Consider the following 19,660-nt stretch of genomic DNA (forward strand, 5'->3'; position numbering starts at 1 on the left):
CGCCCCATCCGTCACCCCCGTCGCAACAGCCTCGACGCTCCCGCCGCCACCGTCGTCGCCAGCACCCAGCCGAGCAGGATGAGCGCCGTCGCGACCCACTGCCAGAGGCCTTCCAGCCGCCAGTAGCCGTCCTGACCGAGGTTGATCACCGGCAGCAGCAGATCCAGCGCGTACAGCGTGGCGCTCCAGTGGGGCGACTCCTCCGCCTTCAGCGGCACCGGGTCGTGCCGCGAGAACGCCAGCGCCCCGGCCGCCCAGAGCACCGCCATCCACAGCGCCGCCCGGCCCGGCCGGTAGCCGTACGCCACCGTCCAGTCCTGGAGATAGCCCCAGAGCTTCCCGGCCACCGGCAGCGTCTCCCGGCGCCGCCGCTGCTTGGCGAGCAGCACGACCCGGGCGTCCGCGTCCTCCCCGCTGTTGCGCAGCACCGTCGCCAGCCGCTCGTACGGCTCCGGGGCGTACTCCGGGGTCGCCGCCGCCACCCACTCCAGACGGCGTGTCAGCGGGAAGTGTCCGTACGGCACGAGGTTCTCGTAGACGAAGCCGTTCATGGAGAGGCCGCCCGGGCCCGGCCAGCTCGTGGAAAGGTCGATCAGCGTCACCACCCGGGCTCCGTTGAGCACCACCCGCCCCTCCTCCGGGCGCTCGCCGTTGAACCGCAGCTCCGGCGTGGCGATCCGGCGCAGCGACACCTCCTCCCGGCTCGCACCGTTCAGCATGAACCGCGCGTAGTGCAGGTCCACCGCGTCGCCGAACCGTCCGTCGTCGAGGCGCACCCCGCCATGGCACTCCACCGGTTTTCGCCGGGCGCCGCGCACCGGGGTGTACCCCACGCCGTACGGGGGAGTGGCCGTCGAGTCCCCCGAGCCCTCGTACACCCACGCCGCGTTCAGATAGAGCGAGCGCTCCACCGTCAGCTGCGGAGCGTTCAGCGCGCGGCGCTGCTGCGCGCCGCGCAGCACGCTGCCCCGCAGGCTCAGCGACACGCCCACCTTCGCCCCGCGCAGGCTCAGCTCGCCGTACGTCTCGATCAGCTCGGCCTGGAGGTCCTGCGCCACCACCAGCCCGTCCGCCGTGATCGCCCGGCCGCGCCGGTCGGGCCACACCCGGATCTGGTTGATCAGCAGATCGGTGCCTATCTGCGCGTCCGTCAGCCGGATCCCGCGCTGCACGCGGCAGCGCGGCAGATGCAGATCCCCCTCCGTGTGCAGCCGCGCCGCCTCGAGCCGCGGTATCGCGCACTCCACCATCCGCACCGTGCCGAAACGCGCCTCCGGCAGCACGATCTCCTGGTCGAAGCGGCAGCGGTTCCACTCCACGTACGGGTCGATCGTCCCGCCGGCCAGATTGAGCACGCCGGTGATCCGCACGCCGCGCAGCTTCAGCGCCGCGACCCGCCCGGCCCGCGCCTGCGGGCCGTCGAGCAGCAGCAGCGCCACCACCTCGGCCCGGACACTGCGCTGCTCGCCCCACGCCTCCGCCCCGAACGGGTCGTCCCGTGCCGCGTCCCCCTCGCTCAGATCACAGCTCCTGCCGATCCGGAAAGCCCGCCACATGGCCCGCTCCGGGCCCGTCAGACCGTCCGGCATTCCGTCCTCGTGCGGCTCGGTCACTGCCGCCCCCTCGCTTTCCACGAACCCGCTTCCCTGGATTCGTACAGCCGTTCTTCCCGCTGAGTGACGGACTGAACGCTAACGGTCAGCTGTGGCGACTAGACGCCACTGTGGCTCGTATCAGTCAGTGATACGGACGTCCGGCGCTTGTGGGGCGTCTGCGAGAATTGACCCGTGATCTCTCGTATCGACCTGCGCGGCGACGCCCTCCCCGAGGGTGGCGCACTGCGCGACCTGCTGCCCCGTGCCGAGTTCGACGTGGAAGCCGCCCTGGACAAGGTGCGGCCCATCTGCGAGGACGTCCATCATCGGGGCGACGCGGCGCTGGTCGAGTACGCGGAGAAGTTCGACGGTGTGCGGCTGGAGCACGTCCGCGTGCCGGCCGAGGCGCTCGCCGCGGCCCTGGAGCAGCTCGACCCGGCCGTCCGCGCGGCCCTGGAGGAGTCCATCCGGCGGACCAGGATCGTCCACCGCGCCCAGCGCCGTACGACGCACACCACCCAGGTCGTGCCCGGCGGCACGGTCACCGAGAAGTGGATCCCCGTCCAGCGCGTCGGCCTCTACGCGCCCGGCGGCCGCTCCGTGTACCCCTCCTCCGTGATCATGAACATCGTCCCGGCGCAGGAAGCGGGCGTGGAGTCCGTCGCGCTCGCCTCCCCGCCGCAGAAGGAGTTCGGAGGGCTGCCGCACCCCACGATCCTCGCCGCCTGCGCACTGCTCGGCGTCGACGAGGTGTACGCGGCCGGAGGCGCCCAGGCCGTCGCGATGTTCGCCTACGGCACCGAGTCCTGCGCCCCCGCCAACATGGTCACCGGCCCCGGCAACATCTGGGTCGCCGCCGCCAAGCGGTACTTCACCGGCCGGATCGGCATCGACGCCGAGGCCGGGCCGACCGAGATCGCGATCCTCGCGGACTCCACGGCCGACCCGGTGCACGTCGCCGCCGACCTCATCAGTCAGGCCGAGCACGACCCGATGGCCGCCGCCGTCCTCGTCACCGACTCCGAGGAGCTGGCCGAGGCCACCGAGGCCGAGCTGAAGACCCAGGTCGCGGCCACCAAGCACATCGACGACCGGGTCGTCCCCGCCCTCGCCGGCAAGCAGTCCGCGATCGTCCTCGTCAGGGACCTGGAGGACGGCCTCAAGGTCGTCGACGCGTACGGCGCCGAGCACCTGGAGATCCAGACCGCCGACGCCGCCGCGCGCGCCGAGCGCGTCCGCAACGCGGGCGCGATCTTCGTCGGCCCCTGGGCCCCGGTCTCCCTCGGCGACTACTGCGCCGGCTCCAACCACGTACTGCCCACCGGCGGGTGCGCCTGCCACTCCTCGGGCCTGTCCGTGCAGTCCTTCCTGCGCGGCGTCCACATCGTGGACTACACCCGGGACGCCCTCGCCGAGGTCACCCACCACGTGGTCACCCTCGCCGAGGCCGAGGACCTGCCCGCGCACGGTGCCGCGCTCAAGGCCCGGTTCGGTTGGAAGGTGCCAGAAAGCAAGTGACCGCGAACGACACCATCCGGATCGACGACCTTCCGATCCGCGACGAGCTGAAGGGCAAGTCCCCCTACGGCGCGCCCCAGCTCGACGTCCCCGTGCAGCTGAACACCAACGAGAACCCGTACCCGCTGCCCGAGGCCCTCGTGGCCCGGATCGCGGAGCGGGTCGCCGAAGCCGCCCGCGGCCTCAACCGCTACCCCGACCGGGACGCGATCGAGCTGCGCACCGAGCTCGCCCGTTACCTCACCCGTACCGGAAAGCACCCCGTCGCCGTCGGGAACGTCTGGGCCGCCAACGGCTCCAACGAGGTCCTCCAGCAGCTGCTGCAGACCTTCGGCGGCCCCGGCCGTACCGCCATCGGCTTCGAGCCCTCGTACTCGATGCACGCCCTGATCGCGCGCGGCACCGGCACCGGCTGGATCTCCGGGCCGCGCAACGAGGACTTCACCATCGACGTCGAGGCGGCCGAGAAGGCGATCGCCGAGAACCGGCCCGACGTCGTCTTCGTCACCTCTCCCAACAACCCCACCGGCACGGCGGTGGGGGCCGAGACGGTCCTCGCCCTCTACGAGGCCGCCCAGGCGGCCAAGCCCTCGCTCGTCGTCGTCGACGAGGCGTACGTCGAGTTCAGCCACCGGGACTCACTCCTGCCGCTGATCGAGGGCCGTCCGAACCTGGTCGTCTCCCGCACCATGTCCAAGGCCTTCGGCGCGGCCGGTCTGCGCCTGGGCTACCTCGCCGCGCACCCGGCCGTGGTCGACGCCGTGCAGCTCGTACGGCTGCCGTACCACCTCTCCGCCGTCACCCAGGCCACCGCCCTCGCGGCCCTGGAGCACACCGATACGCTCCTCGGGTACGTCGAGCAGCTCAAGACCGAGCGGGACCGCCTCGTCACCGAGCTGCGGGCGATCGGCTACGAGGTCACCGAGTCCGACGCCAACTTCGTCCAGTTCGGCCACTTCGACGGAGCCGAGGGCTCCCACGAGGCCTGGGCGAAGATCCTCGACCGGGGTGTCCTGGTCCGGGACAACGGCGTACCCGGCTGGCTGCGGGTCACCGCCGGCACCCCCGAAGAGAATGACGCGTTCCTCGATGCGGTTCGCGCACTGAAGAAGGAGCAGAGCTCATGAGCCGCGTTGGCAGAGTCGAGCGCACCACCAAGGAGACCTCCGTCGTCGTCGAGATCGACCTCGACGGAACCGGCAAGGTCGATGTCGCCACCGGCGTCGGCTTCTACGACCACATGCTCGACCAGCTCGGCCGCCACGGGCTCTTCGACCTCACCGTCAAGACCGACGGCGACCTGCACATCGACTCGCACCACACCATCGAGGACACCGCCCTCGCCCTCGGCGCCGCCTTCAAGCAGGCGCTCGGCGACAAGGTCGGCATCTACCGCTTCGGCAACTGCACCGTCCCGCTGGACGAGTCGCTCGCCCAGGTGACCGTCGACCTCTCCGGCCGCCCGTACCTGGTGCACACCGAGCCCGAGAACATGGCGCCGATGATCGGCTCCTACGACACGACCATGACCCGGCACATCTTCGAGTCCTTCGTGGCGCAGGCGCAGATCGCGCTCCACATCCACGTGCCGTACGGGCGCAACGCCCACCACATCGTGGAGTGCCAGTTCAAGGCGCTGGCGCGGGCCCTGCGCTACGCCTCCGAGCGCGACCCGCGCGCGGCCGGCATCCTGCCTTCCACGAAGGGCGCGCTCTAACTCCATGACCGGCCTCTCCACCATCCTCATCGTCGTCGGTCTCTTCCTCGCCGGCGGTGTGTACTCCTTCTCCAAGCAGGAGCTGCCCAAGGGCGTGATCGTCCTCCTCGCCGTCGCCTCCGCGATGTGCCTGGTCGCGGGCGTCCTGCGGATTCAGGGGATCTGGGAATGAGCACTGCGCGTACTTCCAAGAAGGTCGTCGTCTTCGACTACGGCTTCGGCAACGTCCGCTCCGCCGAGCGGGCCCTCGCCCATGTCGGTGCCGACGTCGAGATCACCCGCGACTACGACAGGGCGATGAACGCCGACGGACTCCTCGTCCCCGGCGTCGGCGCCTTCTCCGCCTGCATGAAGGGCCTCAAGGAGGCCCGCGGGGAGTGGGTCGTCGACCGCCGCCTCTCCGGCGGCCGCCCCGTCATGGGGATCTGCGTCGGCATGCAGATCCTCTTCGCCCGGGGCATCGAGCACGGCGTGGAGACCGAGGGCCTCGACGAGTGGCCCGGTACGGTCGAGCCGCTGAAGGCCCCGGTCGTGCCCCACATGGGTTGGAACACCGTCGAGGCGCCCGAGGACAGCGAGCTGTTCGCGGGCCTGGACGCCGACGCCCGGTTCTACTTCGTGCACTCCTACGGAGTGCGGGAGTGGACCCTGGAGGTCGGCAACCCGAACATGCGCGCCCCCAAGGTCACCTGGGCCACCCACGGCGAGCCGTTCGTCGCGGCCGTCGAGAACGGCGCCCTGTGGGCGACCCAGTTCCACCCCGAGAAGTCCGGCGACGCCGGAGCGCAGCTGCTCACCAACTGGATCGGAACCCTGTGACTGTGTCTTCTGACAGCGTGCTCGAACTCCTCCCCGCCGTCGACGTCCGCGACGGCCAGGCCGTCCGCCTCGTGCACGGGGAGTCCGGTACGGAGACCTCCTACGGCTCCCCGCTGGAGGCCGCCCTCGCCTGGCAGCGCTCCGGCGCCGAGTGGCTGCACCTGGTCGACCTGGACGCCGCCTTCGGCACCGGCGACAACCGTGAGCTGATCGCCGAGGTCGCCAAGGCGATGGACATCAAGGTCGAGCTCTCCGGCGGCATCCGCGACGACGCCTCGCTCGCCGCCGCCCTCGCCACCGGCTGCACCCGCGTCAACCTGGGCACCGCCGCGCTGGAGACCCCCGAGTGGGTCGCCAAGGTCATCGCCGAGCACGGCGACAAGATCGCCGTCGGCCTCGACGTGCGCGGCACGACCCTGCGCGGCCGCGGCTGGACCCGCGACGGCGGCGACCTCTACGAGACGCTCGCCCGCCTCGACTCCGAGGGCTGCTCCCGCTACGTCGTCACCGACATCGCCAAGGACGGCACGCTCCAGGGCCCGAACCTGGAGCTCCTGAAGAACGTCTGCGCCGCCACCGACAAGCCCGTCGTCGCCTCCGGCGGCGTGTCGTCCCTGGACGACCTGCGCGCCCTTTCCGGGCTCGTCCCGCTGGGCGTCGAGGGCGCGATCGTCGGCAAGGCGCTCTACGCCAAGGCGTTCACCCTGGAGGAGGCGCTGGAGGCGGTGGCTTCCGTATGAGCGACGGCGTGAAGAAGGTCGTCACCGGCGCACCCTGGGAGGAGCAGTTCGGTTACTCCCGCGCGGTGGAGCTGCCGAACGGCCTGGTCCTCGTCGCCGGCTGTACGTCTGTGGTCGGCGGCCAGATCGCCGGCGGAGGCCCGTACGAGCAGGCCGTCAACTCCTTCAACGTGGCCTTCGACGCCCTCAGGAAGCTCGGTCTGGGCCCGGAGGACGTCGTACGAACCCGGATGTACATCACGCACGCCCGGGACGTGGAGGAGGTCGGCCGCGCCCACAAGGAGCTGTTCGACGCCGTCCGCCCGGCCGCTTCGATGATCATCGTCTCCGGCTTCGTCGACCCGAGCCTCGTCGTCGAGGTCGAGGTCGAGGCCTACCGGAGTGGTGCGGAATGAGCCTCGCCGTACGGGTGATCCCCTGCCTGGACGTGGACAACGGCCGCGTCGTGAAGGGCGTCAACTTCCAGAACCTGCGCGACGCGGGCGACCCCGTCGAGATGGCGAAGCTGTACGACGCCGAGGGCGCCGACGAGCTGACCTTCCTCGACATCACCGCCTCCTCCGGCAACCGGGAGACGACCTACGACGTGGTGCGCCGCACCGCCGAGCAGGTCTTCATCCCGCTGACCGTGGGCGGCGGGGTGCGTGCGGCGGAGGACGTCGACAAGCTGCTGCGCGCCGGTGCCGACAAGGTGGGCGTGAACACGGCCGCCATCGCCCGGCCCGAGCTGATCCGCGAGATCGCGGAGCGCTTCGGCCGCCAGGTGCTCGTCCTCTCCGTGGACGCCCGGCGCACGGCCTCCGGGTCGTTCGAGGTGACGACGCACGGCGGCCGCAAGGGCACCGGCATCGACGCCGTCGAGTGGGCGCACCGGGCCGCCGAGCTGGGCGCGGGCGAGATCCTGCTCAACTCGATGGACGCGGACGGCACGAAGGACGGCTACGACACCGAGATGATCGCGGCCGTGCGCAGGCACGTGACCGTGCCGGTGATCGCTTCCGGCGGCGCCGGCCGGCTGTCCGACTTCCCGCCGGCCATCGAGGCGGGCGCGGACGCGGTGCTGGCCGCCTCGGTGTTCCACTTCGGCGACCTGCGGATCTCCGAGGTCAAGGGCGCACTGCGGGACGCGGGCCACGCGGTCCGCTGAGCAGCGCTTCCAGGAAGGCCCCCGACCGGGGGCCTTTCTTCTCGGCAGATGTGCAGGATTATTTGTGCAATTTCAGTTGTGCAATGTTTCTTTCGCACCTACGGTCGTGGGCATGACCTCGCAGGAGAACCGCCGGATCACCGATCTCGGCACCCTCAAGGCCCTCTCGCACCCGCTGCGGATGCGCCTCTACCGCGCCCTCTTCGTCGCCCGCACCGCCACCGCCTCCCAGCTCGCCGACCAGGTCGACGAGGCGGTCTCCCTCGTCAGCTATCACCTGCGCAAACTGGCCGAGCACGACCTCATCGAAGAGGCGCCGGGACACTCCGCCGACGGCCGCGAGCGCTGGTGGCAGCCCAGCTCGTACGGCGTCTCCATCCGGGACGAGGACGTCCGGAGCACACCCGAGCTGGTCGCCGCCGGAGACGCCCTCGGACGCACGATCAACGAGCAGCGGTCCGAACTCCACCGCCGCTTCCTCGACGAGCGGCTCACCTGGTCCGACGAATGGCGCTCCGCCTCCATCAGCTCCGAGTGGCTGCCCCGCCTGACCGCGGCCGAACTCGCCGCGCTGGGCGGGGAGCTCGACGCGCTGCTCAAGAGGTACGACCAGGCCGCCCGCGCCGCCGAGCGGGCCGGCGACACCGAAGGCCGCGAGAACGTCGCCATCCACCTCCACGGCTTCCCCTACCGCTCATGACGGCGCCCACCGCCGTCCGAGCCGCCCGGCCCGCCCACCGCGACCCGAACGTCCTGCGCTGGCTCGGCGCCTACAGCGCCTCCACCCTCGGCGACAGCGTCTACCACCTCGCCCTCTCCTGGTCCGCCGTACGCGGCGGCACCCCCGCCGAGGCCGGGCTCGTCATGGCCGTCAGCGCCGTGCCGCGAGCCCTGCTGATGCTCGGCGGGGGAGTGATCGCCGACCGCTTCGGGCCGCGCCGGGTCGTGGTCCTGTCCGACACCGTCCGCTGCCTGGTCGTCCTCGGTGTGGCCGCCCTCGTGCTCCTCACGAGCCCGGCCCTCTGGGTGCTGGCCGCCGCCGCCCTCGTCTTCGGCGCCCTCGACGCCCTCTTCCTGCCGGCCGTCGGCGCGCTGCCGCCCCGGATCGCCCCCCGCGAGGAGCTCGCCCGCGTCCAGGGGATGCGCGGGCTCGCCTATCGCGCCGGGATCGTCCTCGGCGCCCCGTTCGGCGGCCTCGCCGTCGCCCTCGGCGGACCGGCGGCCGCCTTCGGAGCCGCGGGGCTCCTCTTCGCCCTTTCGCTGCCCCTCCTCCTGAAGCTCCGGATCGCCCCGCTGCCCGGCGACGAGCCCGCCCGCGACGGCACCGGACTGCGCGACCTCGCCGACGGACTGCGCTACATCCGCCGGCACCGGGTCCTCGGCCCGCTGATGATCGTCGTCGCGCTGAGCGACCTCGGCTTCGTCGGCCCCCTCAACGTCGGCCTCGCGCTCCTGGCCGACCGGCGCGACTGGGGCGCCGCGGGCATCGGCTGGGTCCTCGCCGGATTCGGCGTCGGAGCGGCCGCCGCCTCGCTGCTGCTGACCGTGCGGGGCCGGATACCCCGCGCCGGGGCCGTCATGGCCTGGACGATCACCCTCGGGGCAGGCTCGATCGGCGCCCTCGCCTACGTACCGCAGCTGCCCGTCGCCGTCGCCGTGTCCGTCTCCGTCGGCCTGCTCGCGGGCCTCAGCGGCGCGCTCTGCGGAGCGCTCACCCAGACGGAGTGCGACCCCGCGTACCTCGGGCGGGTGACAGCCGTCTCCAGCTTCTTCAGCCTCGGCGTCGCCCCGCTGAGCTTCCCGCTCACCGGGGCGGCGATCGGCCTGTGGGGACTCGCCCCGGTGTACACCGCCAGCGCAGCGGTCTGCGCGCTCGGCGGCGTGTACGGACTCTCCGTACGGGCCCTGCGCCGCGCGGAACTGCCACGACGGGACTTTCGCAACACGCCCTAGGGCGTGTTGCGCCCTAGATGCCCAGCTGCTTCGTCTCGTGCAGACGGTCGATCGCGTCCTGGTCCCCGTCCAGCTCCACCTTCGCCTGGTCCTGGCGGCCGAAGACGAACATCGTCAGCTCGCCCGGCTCCCCGGAGACCGTCACCACCGGGGTGCCGCGGTTGGCCACCGCCGTCTGGCCGTTCGGGCGGCGCAGCACCAGGCCCACCGGGGCCCTGCGGCCCAGCAGCTTCGCGCCCTTCTCCAGACGGGACCAGAGGGCGTCCGAGAAGACCGGGTCCAGCTCGCGCGCCGACCACTCCGGCTGGGCGCGCCGCACGTCCTCCGCGTGGACGTAGAACTCGACGATGTTCGCCCCCTCGTCCACCTGCTTGATCGTGAACGGGGACATCCGGGGCGGCCCCGTTCGGATGAGCCGGATCAGCTCCTCGTACGGCTTCTCCGCGAACTCCGCCTGCACCCGGTCGAGCCGCGCCTTCAACGCCGGTACGACCGTTCCGGCGGCCGCGTCCGGACGGCGCTCGCGCACGACCACATGGGCCGCGAGGTCACGGGTCAGCCAGCCCTCGCAGAGCGTCGGGGCATCGGGCCCGGCCGCCTCCAACAGGTCGGCGAGCAGAAGGCGTTCACGCTTCGCATGGGTCGACATGCTCGCCAGCGTACGGCCGCCGCCCGCGGTCCGCCCAGTGGACGGTCATCCGGACGCACCCGCCGGTCACGGCACAATGGCCCCATGAGCAGCAATCTCGACCCGGCCATCGCCGCCCGCCTCAAGCGCAGCCCGGACGGACTCGTCCCGGCCATCGCCCAGCAGTACGACACCGGCGAGGTGCTGATGCTCGGGTGGATGGACGACGAGGCCCTCCACCGCACCCTCACCACCGGCCGCTGCACCTACTGGTCGCGCAGCCGCCAGGAGTACTGGGTCAAGGGCGACACCTCCGGCCACGTCCAGCACGTCAAGTCCGTCGCGCTCGACTGCGACGCCGACACCGTGCTCGTCAGGGTCGACCAGATCGGCGCCGCCTGCCACACCGGCGCGCGGACCTGTTTCGACGCCGACGTCCTGCCCCTGGGCAAGTAGGGTCTGGCGCCATGGATCTCGAGACCTTCCGCAAGCTGGCGGCAGACCGCCGTGTCATCCCCGTCAGCCGCCGCCTCCTCGCGGACGGCGACACCCCGGTCGCGCTCTACCGGAAGCTCGCCGCCGAGCGCCCCGGCACGTTCCTCCTCGAATCCGCCGAGAACGGCCGCTCCTGGTCGCGCTACTCCTTCATCGGGGTCCGCAGCGACGCCACCCTCACCGTCCGCGACGGCCGCGCGCACTGGCTGGGCACCCCGCCCGTCGGCGTCCCCACGGACGGCGACCCGCTCGCCGCGCTCCGCGCCACCGTCGAGGCCCTCCACACTCCGCGCGACCTGGCCTCCGGCATGCCGCCCTTCACCGGCGGCATGGTCGGCTACCTCGGCTACGACGTCGTCCGCCGCCTGGAGCGCATCGGCGACTCCACCCGGGACGACCTGGAGCTCCCCGAGCTGACCATGCTGCTCACCAGCGACCTCGCCGTCCTGGACCACTGGGACGGCACGGTCCTGCTGATCGCCAACGCGATCAACCACAACGACCTGGAGACCGGTGTCGACGAGGCGTACGCCGGCGCCGTCGCCCGGCTCGACGCCATGCAGGCCGACCTGGCCCGCCCCGTCGCCTCCGTGCCCGCCGCGCTCCCGCCGTCCGAGCTGCCGGAGTTCTCCGCGCTCTGGGGCGGCCGGGCCTACCAGGACGCCGTCGAGGACATCAAGGAGCGGATCCGGGCCGGCGAGGCCTTCCAGGTGGTCCCCTCGCAGCGCTTCGAGACCCCCTGCCACGCCTCGGCGCTCGACGTCTACCGGGTCCTGCGGGCCACCAACCCGTCGCCGTACATGTACCTCTTCCGCTTCGAGAACGGCTTCGACGTCGTCGGATCCAGCCCCGAGGCGCTGGTGAAGGTCGAGGACGGGCAGGCGATGGTGCATCCCATCGCCGGCACCCGGCACCGCGGCGCGACCCCGCAGGAGGACCACGACCTCGCCGAGGAGCTGCTCGCCGACCCCAAGGAGAGGGCCGAGCACCTGATGCTCGTCGACCTCGGCCGCAACGACCTGGGCCGGGTCTGCGAGCCGGGTTCGGTGGAGGTCGTCGACTTCATGTCGATCGAGCGGTACTCGCACGTCATGCACATCGTCTCGACGGTGACCGGACGGGTCGCCGAGGGGCGGACCGCCTTCGACGTCCTCACCGCCTGCTTCCCGGCCGGCACGCTGTCCGGCGCGCCGAAGCCGCGCGCCATGCAGATCATCGAGGAGCTCGAACCCTCCCGGCGCGGACTGTACGGCGGCTGCGTCGGCTACCTCGACTTCGCCGGCGACTCCGACACCGCGATCGCCATCCGTACGGCCCTGCTGCGTGACGGCACCGCGTACGTGCAGGCGGGAGCGGGTGTCGTCGCCGATTCCGACCCGGTCGCGGAGGACAACGAGTGCCGCAACAAGGCCGCCGCCGTGCTCCGCGCCGTGCACACCGCCAACCGGATGAACGGCGCGTGACGGCGTAAGGGATAGTGGGGTACGTGAGTGCTGTTCCCGTACCCCAGCCCCGAGCCGCTCGCGCGGACGGCGCCGCCGCCGCGTCCGGCGGCCGCCGCAGCCTGGCCGCGGCTCTCCTGCTCGGCGCCCTCGGTGCCACCGTCGTGCTGCTGTCCGCGGGCCAGATCTGGGCCGAGGGCACGGCGTCGGTCGGTGGCGGCACGGTGCCCGTCGAGGCCGACGGCGGCGCCGTCACCGGCGTACCGACGGCGCTCGCGATCGTCGGCCTCGCCGCGCTCGTCGCCGTCTTCGCCGTCCGCCGCGCCGGCCGCGCCCTGGTCTCCGGCCTCCTCGCGCTGAGCGGCGCGGGAGCGGCGGCCGCCGCGTTCCTCGGCGCGTCCGACGGCGCCGCGCTGGACGCCGAGGCGGCCCGGATCTCCGGCGACACCGCGGCGACGGTCGCGGGTCTCACGCACACCGCGTGGCCGTACGTCACGGCCGGCGGCGCGCTGCTGATCCTCGTCGCGGGGCTGCTCGCGCTGCGGTTCGGCACGCGCTGGCCGACGATGGGCGGACGGTACGAGCGGACCGGCACGCCCCGTGCGGCGCGCCGGGCCCCGGCCGCGTCGCCGGACCGGCCCGAGGACCTGTGGAAGGCCCTGGACCGCGGCGAGGACCCGACGCGCGAGGGATGATCGCGGAGGCCGGACGCGACGCGTGATCGTCGCACCACCCCGATTCATCCTCGCGCCCCCGTGTGCGGGACAATGAACCACGAGTGTCCGCGCACGCGAGACCTCACCATCGAGCCACCGAGCAACAGCAACGAGGAGCAACTCATGGCGGGCAGCGCCCACGGACACACCCCGGCCGCCTGGACCGGTGTCATCATCTCCTTCATCGGCTTCTGCATCGCCGGAGTCTTCATGGTGGCCGCCAACGTGGCCGGCTTCTGGGCCGGCATGGCCGTCGTCCTGCTGGGCGGTGTGATCGGCCTGGCGATGAAGGTGGCGGGTCTGGGCATGCCGAAGGAGTCGGCGGCGGTCGCCGCGGCCCGCGAGACGGCGACGGCGAAGGCGCGCGCCGTCTGACGGACGACGTACGCGACGCGACCAGCGACACGCGCGAAGGCGCAGTCCGGCGGGGCCGGGCTGCGCCTTCGCGCGTGAGGCGCGAGAATCACCGCGTGGACGCCAACCCCGAGCCCTTCTCGCACGCAGAGCCCGCGACCGCTTCGGCGGCGCCCCCTGCGGCAGCCGGCTCCGGCAGAGCCGTGCCGGCTCCTGCCGCCGGATCTCCGGACGAGCCCGGGGCCCCGTCCCGGCCGCGCGCGGCGGGCCGGTCGGGGGCCGTGCCTGCGGCGCCCCACCCGCCGCGCGCGAACCCGGTCGAGCCCGTGCACGGGGCGGCCGCGGCGGGTCCGGCCGGGGACTTCCGGAGTCCGGGAAGCCCGCCGTTCCACGGCGTGCTCGACGCGGCCGGGGCCCCGGGGCACGTCCCCGGGCAACCCGGCGGCCGGGCCGGGCGGGCCGTGGCGCGGCGTCTGCTGGTGCCGGTCGGGGTGCTCGGCGGGGTCGCCGTCGCCTTCGCGTACGTCGGGGCCGTCGATCCCAACGAGCCCGGGCACTATCCCGTCTGCCCGCTGCTCCGCTTCACCGGGCTGTACTGCCCCGGCTGCGGCGGCCTGCGCAGTGCCCACGCCTTCGTCCACGGCGACCTCGCCGCCGCGTTCGGCGCCAACGCCCTCGCCGTCGTCGGCTACGGCCTCTTCGCCCTCGTCATGGTCCTGTGGCTGGTTCGCGCCGTACGCGGCGTGCCCATGAGGGTCGGCGTCACCCCCGCCTGGGGGTGGGCGGTCGGCGCCCTCCTCGCCCTCTTCACCCTGGTGCGGAACCTTCCGTTCGGCTCCGCGCTCGCCCCCTGACCCCGCACCGGAAGTCCCAGTAGGTGGGACGCATCTCGGCCGGATGCGAGTCCGGACCCTCGGTGCGGATACCATCGACATGGCTGAACCTGGTTCATCTGCACCACCGCCACCATCACCGTCCCGGAAGGGGGCCTCTCGCGTGAGTGTGCTCGACGAGATCATCGAAGGCGTGCGCGCCGACCTCGCAGAGCGGCAGGCGCGGGTCTCCCTCGACGAGCTCAAGGAGCGCGCCGCCAAGGCGCCGCAGGCCAAGGACGGCGTCGCCGCACTGCGCGGCGAGGGCGTCACCGTGATCTGCGAGGTCAAGCGCTCCAGCCCGTCCAAGGGCGCGCTCGCCGCGATCGCCGACCCGGCCGGTCTGGCCGCGGACTACGAGGCGGGCGGCGCCGCCGTCATCTCCGTGCTGACCGAGGAGCGCCGCTTCGGTGGCTCGCTCGCCGACCTGGAGGCCGTACGTGCCCGGGTCGACATCCCGGTCCTGCGCAAGGACTTCATCGTCACGGCGTACCAGCTGTGGGAGGCCCGTGCCTACGGCGCCGACCTCGCCCTCCTGATCGTCGCCGCCCTCGAGCAGGAGGCCCTCGTCTCCCTGATCGAGCGCGCCGAGTCCATCGGCCTGACGCCGCTGGTCGAGGTCCACGACGAGGACGAGGTCGAGCGTGCCGTCGACGCCGGCGCCCGGATCATCGGCGTCAACGCGCGGAACCTCAAGACCCTCAAGGTCGACCGCTCCACCTTCGAGCGCGTCGCCCCCGAGATCCCGGCCGGCATCGTCAAGGTCGCCGAGTCCGGCGTCCGCGGGCCGCACGACCTCATCGCGTACGCCAACGCCGGCGCCGACGCGGTCCTGGTCGGCGAGTCCCTCGTGACCGGCCGCGACCCGAAGGCCGCCGTCGCCGACCTCGTCGCCGCCGGCGCCCACCCGGCCCTGCGCCACGGGCGGGGCTGACCCCGCCATGACCCCGCACCGCGCCACGCCGACCACCCAGGGCCTCACCGCCCCGGGTGGGTCCGGCGCGGGCGCGGTGATCGCGGTGCCCAGCCGTGCGCTGCGCACCCGCCTCCGTACCGCCGCCGCGCCCGCCCACGCCCCGCTGGCCCGGGGCTGCCGGCCGCGCGGCTGCCGCGCACCCGCCCGCCGTGTCCACGGCCGCCGGGTGCGGTATGTGATCGGTGACGAGCCGGGGCAGGTCAACGGCATGCGATGGCGCCCGCACCCCGCGCGCACCTTCACGACGGCCTGACTCCGGGCCCGCTCACGTTGTGGGCATTCGTTCCGCACGGCGGAACGGGTGGGCACAACGGAACGGCGCCCTGGCGGGCGCGTCCGCCCCGTGCCTGCCCCGCCCCGTGACCGTTCCGCCCTCGTGGGCGCCGGGCACCTGGAGCGGGCGCACCCGCAGGGGTGCCGTCCCGTGTGCCCACCCGTCCCGCCGTGCGGGACGATCGCCCACACGCAGGGTGCGGGGGTCGCGCGCAGTACGTGACCACCGTCGAGCACGTCATCGGGGCATCCGCCCCGCGAGGAGCAGCCGCATGTCCAGCGAGTTCTTCATTCCGGACCCGGAGGGTCAGGTTCCGAACGCCGAGGGTTACTTCGGCGCCTTCGGCGGCAAGTTCATCCCGGAGGCGCTCGTCGCCGCCGTGGACGAGGTCGCCGTCGAGTACGACAAGGCCAAGGCCGACCCCGAGTTCGCCCGTGAGCTCAACGACCTGATGGTCGACTACACCGGCCGTCCGAGCGCCCTCACCGAGGTGCCCCGGTTCGCCGAGCACGCCGGTGGTGCCCGGGTGTTCCTCAAGCGCGAGGACCTCAACCACACCGGCTCGCACAAGATCAACAACGTCCTCGGCCAGGCCCTGCTCACCAAGCGCATGGGCAAGACCCGCGTCATCGCCGAGACCGGCGCCGGTCAGCACGGTGTCGCCACCGCCACGGCCTGCGCCCTCTTCGGGCTCGAGTGCACCATCTACATGGGCGAGATCGACACCCAGCGCCAGGCGCTGAACGTCGCCCGGATGCGCATGCTCGGCGCCGAGGTCGTGCCGGTGAAGTCCGGCAGCCGCACCCTCAAGGACGCCATCAACGAGGCGTTCCGCGACTGGGTCGCCAACGTCGACCGCACGCACTACCTCTTCGGCACCGTCGCCGGGCCGCACCCGTTCCCCGCCATGGTCCGCGACTTCCACCGCGTCATCGGCGTCGAGGCCCGCCGGCAGATCCTGGAGCGCGCGGGCCGCCTCCCGGACGCGGCCATCGCCTGTGTCGGCGGAGGATCGAACGCGATCGGCCTCTTCCACGCCTTCATCCCCGACGCCGACGTGCGCCTCATCGGCTGCGAGCCGGCCGGCCACGGCGTCGAGACCGGCGAGCACGCCGCCACGCTCACCGCCGGTGAGCCCGGCATCCTGCACGGCTCGCGGTCGTACGTCCTCCAGGACGACGAGGGCCAGATCACCGAGCCGTACTCCATCTCCGCCGGTCTGGACTACCCGGGCATCGGCCCGGAGCACTCGTACCTCAAGGACAGCGGCCGCGGCGAGTACCGCGCCGTCACCGACGACGCGGCCATGCAGGCCCTGCGGCTGCTCTCCCGTACCGAGGGCATCATCCCGGCCATCGAGTCCGCGCACGCGCTCGCCGGAGCCCTCGAGGTCGGCAGGGAGCTGGGCCCCGAGGGGCTGCTCGTCGTCAACCTCTCCGGACGTGGCGACAAGGACATGGACACCGCCGCCCGCTACTTCGGGCTGTACGACACCGACGCGGCCCCCGTCGAGGCCGACGCCGCCGCCGAGGACGGCGCGGGCGAGATCCGGAGGGACACCAAGTGAGCGGCAACATCCAGCTCCTCAGCGACACCCTGGCCAAGGCGAAGGCCGAGAACCGCGCCGCTCTCATCGCCTACCTCCCGGCCGGATTCCCCACCGTGGACGGCGGCATCGAGGCGATCAAGGCCGTCTTCGACGGCGGCGCCGACATCGTCGAGGTCGGCCTCCCGCACAGCGACCCGGTCCTGGACGGCCCCGTCATCCAGACCGCCGACGACATCGCCCTGCGCGGCGGTGTCAGGATCGCCGACGTGATGCGCACGGTCCGCGAGGCCTTCGAGGCCACCGGGAAGCCCGTCCTGGTCATGACGTACTGGAACCCGATCGACCGCTACGGCGTCGAGCGCTTCACCGAGGAGCTGGCCGCGGCCGGCGGCGCGGGCTGCATCCTGCCCGACCTGCCGGTCCAGGAGTCCGCCCAGTGGCGTGAGCACGCCGAGAAGCACGGGCTCGCGACCGTCTTCGTGGTCGCCCCGAGCAGCCAGGACGCCCGGCTCGCCACCATCACCGCCGCCGGCTCCGGCTTCGTCTACGCCGCCTCGCTCATGGGCGTCACCGGTACCCGGGAGTCCGTCGGCGCCGAGGCGGCCGACCTCGTCCGCCGCACCCGCGCCACCGCCGACCTGCCCGTCTGCGTCGGTCTCGGCGTCTCCAACGCCGAGCAGGCCAAGGAGGTCGCGGGCTTCGCCGACGGCGTCATCGTCGGCTCCGCCTTCGTCAAGCGGATGCTCGACGCCGACGGCGAGGCCGCCGGGCTCACCGCCGTAAGGGAACTGGCGGCCGAACTCGCCGAGGGCGTCCGTCGCGTTTCGTAACCCGTACGGGTGGATCTGTGACCGGGGAGGCGCGGACGCGCCTCCCCGGTTCGTTGCTGAGGGCGTGAGCCAGAAGAACAGTGACGGTAATCGGAGCGCGCGGGAGCGCCTCCAGCAGCAGCGTGAGCGCGAGAAGGCACGGGAGAAGCAGCGGCGCGTCCTGATCGTGTCGGCCGCGGTCGTCGGCGTCCTCGGCCTGGCCGCGGTCGCCGGGGTGATCGCCGCCAACACCGGGGGCGACGACGGCGGCTCGGACAAGGCGGGGCCGGTCGTCGCCCCGACGGGTTCGATCGAGGGGGACAAGCCCGCGATCCCCACGGGGGCGGAGGACGCCCCGTCCACGCTCGCGATCTGGGAGGACTTCCGCTGCCCGGCCTGCGCCTCCTTCGAGAACGCGTTCCGGGACACGATCCACGAGCTGGAGGCCTCGGGCGCGCTCAAGACCGACTACCACCTCGCGACCCTCATCGACCGGAACATGGGCGGCCAGGGCTCGCTCCGGGCGGCGAACGCGGCGGCCTGCGCCCAGGACGCCGGGAAGTTCACCGCGTACCACGACACGCTGTACATCAACCAGCCGCAGGAGACGGACGACGCCTTCGGCGACAACGCCAAGCTGATCGAGCTCGCGGCGAAGGTGCCGGGGCTCGACACGCCGGCCTTCCGCAGCTGCGTCGAGGACGGTACGCACGACAGCTGGGTCGGGAAGTCGAACGAGGCCTTCCAGAAGGGCGACTTCCAGGGCACGCCGTCGGTGCTGCTCAACGGAGAATCGATCTTCCCGTCGAAGGGGAGCGAGCAGATCTCCCCGGAGAACCTGAAGAAGTGGGTCGCCGAGGCCAACAAGGGCAAGAAGCCCGGCACGGCCTCGCCCTCGGCGGGCTGACGTCCACGGGGATGATCCCCTTAGTTACGCCCCCGGGATGATCCCCTTAGTTACGCAGACGTTGCCGGGTGGGCTGCCGCCACGCCCGCCCGGCAAGGTAGCGTCGGTTCTGCCATGGACCTTGCCTACATTCCCAGCCCGTCGACCGGTGTCCTCCATCTCGGACCGGTCCCGCTGCGCGCCTACGCCTTCTGCATCATCATCGGTGTCTTCGTCGCCGTCTGGATCGGCAACAAGCGCTGGATCGCCCGGGGCGGCAAAGCCGGCACCGTGGCCGACATCGCCGTCTGGGCCGTGCCCTTCGGCCTCGTCGGCGGCCGGCTCTACCACGTCATCACCGACTACCAGCTCTACTTCAGCGAGGGCGAGAACTGGGTCGACGCCTTCAAGATCTGGGAGGGCGGCCTCGGTATCTGGGGCGCCATCGCGCTCGGCGCGGTGGGCGCCTGGATCGGCGCCCGCCGGCGTGGCATCCCGCTGCCCGCGTACGCGGACGCGATCGCTCCCGGCATCGCCCTCGCCCAGGCCATCGGCCGCTGGGGCAACTGGTTCAACCAGGAGCTGTACGGCAAGGAGACCACGCTCCCCTGGGGCCTGGAGATCTCCGCCGGCACGAACCGCGAGGCGGGGATCTTCCACCCGACCTTCCTGTACGAGTCGCTGTGGTGCATCGGTGTCGCGCTCCTGGTCATCTGGGCCGACCGCCGGTTCCGGATGGGCCACGGCCGGGCGTTCGCGCTGTACGTCGCCGCGTACTGCGCGGGCCGCGGCTGGATCGAGTACATGCGGGTCGACGAGGCGCACCACATCCTCGGCCTCCGGCTGAACGTCTGGACCGCGATCGTCGTCTTCGTCCTCGCCGTGGCGTACATCGTGATCTCGTCGCGGCTCCGCCCGGGCCGGGAGGAGATCGTGGAGCCCGAGAAGGACAAGCCCCACGGCGACGGCAAGGGAGCGGCCGCGACCGAGACCTCCCCGCCGGAGGGCGAGGGCGACGGCGGGACCGAGGGCGGGACCGCCCGGCGCGAGGCCGTGACCGACGAGCCGGACGACGCGCCCGCGAACGGCACGGAGTCCGCCGCCAAGGGCTGACCGGGCAGAATCGCGCCACAGGGCCGCCGGGACCGATGGGTTCCGGCGGCCCTGTGG

At 72.5% G+C, this 19,660-nt stretch carries 23 protein-coding genes; 21 read left to right on the plus strand and 2 right to left on the minus strand.

The window, feature by feature from the left end; all coding sequences use genetic code 11:
- Positions 1-11: 11 nt before the first annotated feature.
- Positions 12-1,613, minus strand: a complete 1,602-nt coding sequence (locus tag ACZ3IJ_RS16460; protein ID WP_467468701.1) for an oxidoreductase — start codon at positions 1,611-1,613, stop codon at positions 12-14.
- Between the two features lie 174 nt (positions 1,614-1,787).
- On the opposite strand from ACZ3IJ_RS16460, the gene hisD reads away from it, so the two are divergent.
- From hisD to ACZ3IJ_RS16510, 10 genes are all read left to right on the plus strand, one after another.
- Positions 1,788-3,113, plus strand: coding sequence for a histidinol dehydrogenase (gene hisD / locus ACZ3IJ_RS16465; RefSeq protein ID WP_467468703.1), 1,326 nt, complete (start codon positions 1,788-1,790; stop codon positions 3,111-3,113).
- Positions 3,110-4,240 carry a histidinol-phosphate transaminase gene (locus tag ACZ3IJ_RS16470; RefSeq protein WP_467468705.1) on the plus strand — a complete coding sequence of 377 codons (1,131 nt, stop codon included), beginning with the start codon at positions 3,110-3,112 and terminating at the stop codon, positions 4,238-4,240. The genes hisD and ACZ3IJ_RS16470 overlap by 4 nt, the downstream gene beginning before the upstream one ends.
- A complete protein-coding gene (gene hisB, locus ACZ3IJ_RS16475; protein ID WP_158986436.1) occupies positions 4,237-4,830 on the plus strand; it encodes an imidazoleglycerol-phosphate dehydratase HisB in 594 nt (197 codons plus the stop codon). The genes ACZ3IJ_RS16470 and hisB overlap by 4 nt, the downstream gene beginning before the upstream one ends.
- A gap of 4 nt (positions 4,831-4,834) precedes the next feature.
- Positions 4,835-5,002, plus strand: coding sequence for a hypothetical protein (locus ACZ3IJ_RS16480; RefSeq protein WP_175439076.1), 168 nt, complete (start codon positions 4,835-4,837; stop codon positions 5,000-5,002).
- Complete coding sequence (gene hisH / locus ACZ3IJ_RS16485; RefSeq protein ID WP_467468708.1) at positions 4,999-5,649, plus strand: imidazole glycerol phosphate synthase subunit HisH; 651 nt, start codon at positions 4,999-5,001, stop codon at positions 5,647-5,649. Before ACZ3IJ_RS16480 ends, hisH begins: the two co-directional genes overlap by 4 nt.
- Before the next feature lie 2 nt (positions 5,650-5,651).
- Positions 5,652-6,389, plus strand: a complete 738-nt coding sequence (priA, locus tag ACZ3IJ_RS16490) for a bifunctional 1-(5-phosphoribosyl)-5-((5-phosphoribosylamino)methylideneamino)imidazole-4-carboxamide isomerase/phosphoribosylanthranilate isomerase PriA (protein WP_467468710.1) — start codon at positions 5,652-5,654, stop codon at positions 6,387-6,389.
- On the plus strand, positions 6,386-6,784 hold the full coding sequence (locus tag ACZ3IJ_RS16495; protein ID WP_467468712.1) for a RidA family protein: 399 nt from the start codon (positions 6,386-6,388) through the stop codon (positions 6,782-6,784). The genes priA and ACZ3IJ_RS16495 overlap by 4 nt, the downstream gene beginning before the upstream one ends.
- Positions 6,781-7,536 carry an imidazole glycerol phosphate synthase subunit HisF gene (hisF, locus tag ACZ3IJ_RS16500; protein WP_352190536.1) on the plus strand — a complete coding sequence of 252 codons (756 nt, stop codon included), beginning with the start codon at positions 6,781-6,783 and terminating at the stop codon, positions 7,534-7,536. Before ACZ3IJ_RS16495 ends, hisF begins: the two co-directional genes overlap by 4 nt.
- 112 nt (positions 7,537-7,648) lie before the next feature.
- Positions 7,649-8,236, plus strand: coding sequence for a helix-turn-helix domain-containing protein (locus ACZ3IJ_RS16505; RefSeq protein ID WP_467468715.1), 588 nt, complete (start codon positions 7,649-7,651; stop codon positions 8,234-8,236).
- A complete protein-coding gene (locus ACZ3IJ_RS16510) occupies positions 8,233-9,489 on the plus strand; it encodes an MFS transporter (protein WP_467468717.1) in 1,257 nt (418 codons plus the stop codon). Before ACZ3IJ_RS16505 ends, ACZ3IJ_RS16510 begins: the two co-directional genes overlap by 4 nt.
- A gap of 13 nt (positions 9,490-9,502) precedes the next feature.
- Here the strand turns inward: ACZ3IJ_RS16510 and ACZ3IJ_RS16515 are convergent, their stop codons facing one another.
- Complete coding sequence (locus ACZ3IJ_RS16515) at positions 9,503-10,138, minus strand: TIGR03085 family metal-binding protein (protein ID WP_467468718.1); 636 nt, start codon at positions 10,136-10,138, stop codon at positions 9,503-9,505.
- A gap of 84 nt (positions 10,139-10,222) precedes the next feature.
- Here ACZ3IJ_RS16515 and hisI point away from each other — a divergent pair, with 84 nt between their 5' ends.
- The 11 genes from hisI to lgt all read left to right on the plus strand — a co-directional run bounded on the left by hisI (position 10,223) and on the right by lgt (position 19,603).
- Positions 10,223-10,573, plus strand: a complete 351-nt coding sequence (gene hisI, locus ACZ3IJ_RS16520) for a phosphoribosyl-AMP cyclohydrolase (RefSeq protein ID WP_467468720.1) — start codon at positions 10,223-10,225, stop codon at positions 10,571-10,573.
- Between the two features lie 11 nt (positions 10,574-10,584).
- Entirely contained in the window at positions 10,585-12,075 is a 1,491-nt protein-coding gene (locus ACZ3IJ_RS16525) for an anthranilate synthase component I (protein ID WP_467468722.1), read from the plus strand.
- Positions 12,076-12,089: 14 nt separating this feature from the next.
- Positions 12,090-12,749, plus strand: coding sequence for a TIGR02234 family membrane protein (locus ACZ3IJ_RS16530; protein WP_467468724.1), 660 nt, complete (start codon positions 12,090-12,092; stop codon positions 12,747-12,749).
- 144 nt (positions 12,750-12,893) lie between these two features.
- Entirely contained in the window at positions 12,894-13,145 is a 252-nt protein-coding gene (locus ACZ3IJ_RS16535) for an HGxxPAAW family protein (protein WP_467468726.1), read from the plus strand.
- Between the two features lie 374 nt (positions 13,146-13,519).
- Positions 13,520-13,978 (plus strand): DUF2752 domain-containing protein, encoded by a 459-nt coding sequence (locus ACZ3IJ_RS16540; RefSeq protein WP_467469074.1) that lies wholly within the window; start codon positions 13,520-13,522, stop codon positions 13,976-13,978.
- Between the two features lie 142 nt (positions 13,979-14,120).
- Positions 14,121-14,930, plus strand: a complete 810-nt coding sequence (trpC, locus tag ACZ3IJ_RS16545; RefSeq protein ID WP_361432948.1) for an indole-3-glycerol phosphate synthase TrpC — start codon at positions 14,121-14,123, stop codon at positions 14,928-14,930.
- 85 nt (positions 14,931-15,015) lie between these two features.
- Positions 15,016-15,225, plus strand: a complete 210-nt coding sequence (gene trpM / locus ACZ3IJ_RS16550) for a tryptophan biosynthesis modulator TrpM (protein WP_391798132.1) — start codon at positions 15,016-15,018, stop codon at positions 15,223-15,225.
- A 292-nt stretch (positions 15,226-15,517) separates the two neighbouring features.
- Complete coding sequence (gene trpB, locus ACZ3IJ_RS16555) at positions 15,518-16,813, plus strand: tryptophan synthase subunit beta (RefSeq protein WP_383221290.1); 1,296 nt, start codon at positions 15,518-15,520, stop codon at positions 16,811-16,813.
- The gene (gene trpA, locus ACZ3IJ_RS16560) at positions 16,810-17,625 is read left to right on the plus strand and encodes a tryptophan synthase subunit alpha (protein ID WP_391797890.1); all 816 of its coding nucleotides are present in this window, start codon (positions 16,810-16,812) and stop codon (positions 17,623-17,625) included. The genes trpB and trpA overlap by 4 nt, the downstream gene beginning before the upstream one ends.
- A gap of 64 nt (positions 17,626-17,689) precedes the next feature.
- Positions 17,690-18,511, plus strand: a complete 822-nt coding sequence (locus ACZ3IJ_RS16565; RefSeq protein ID WP_467468729.1) for a DsbA family protein — start codon at positions 17,690-17,692, stop codon at positions 18,509-18,511.
- Between the two features lie 114 nt (positions 18,512-18,625).
- On the plus strand, positions 18,626-19,603 hold the full coding sequence (lgt, locus tag ACZ3IJ_RS16570) for a prolipoprotein diacylglyceryl transferase (protein WP_467468731.1): 978 nt from the start codon (positions 18,626-18,628) through the stop codon (positions 19,601-19,603).
- Positions 19,604-19,660 lie beyond the last annotated feature (57 nt).

This window comes from Streptomyces sp. NPDC013317 (assembly GCF_055563155.1).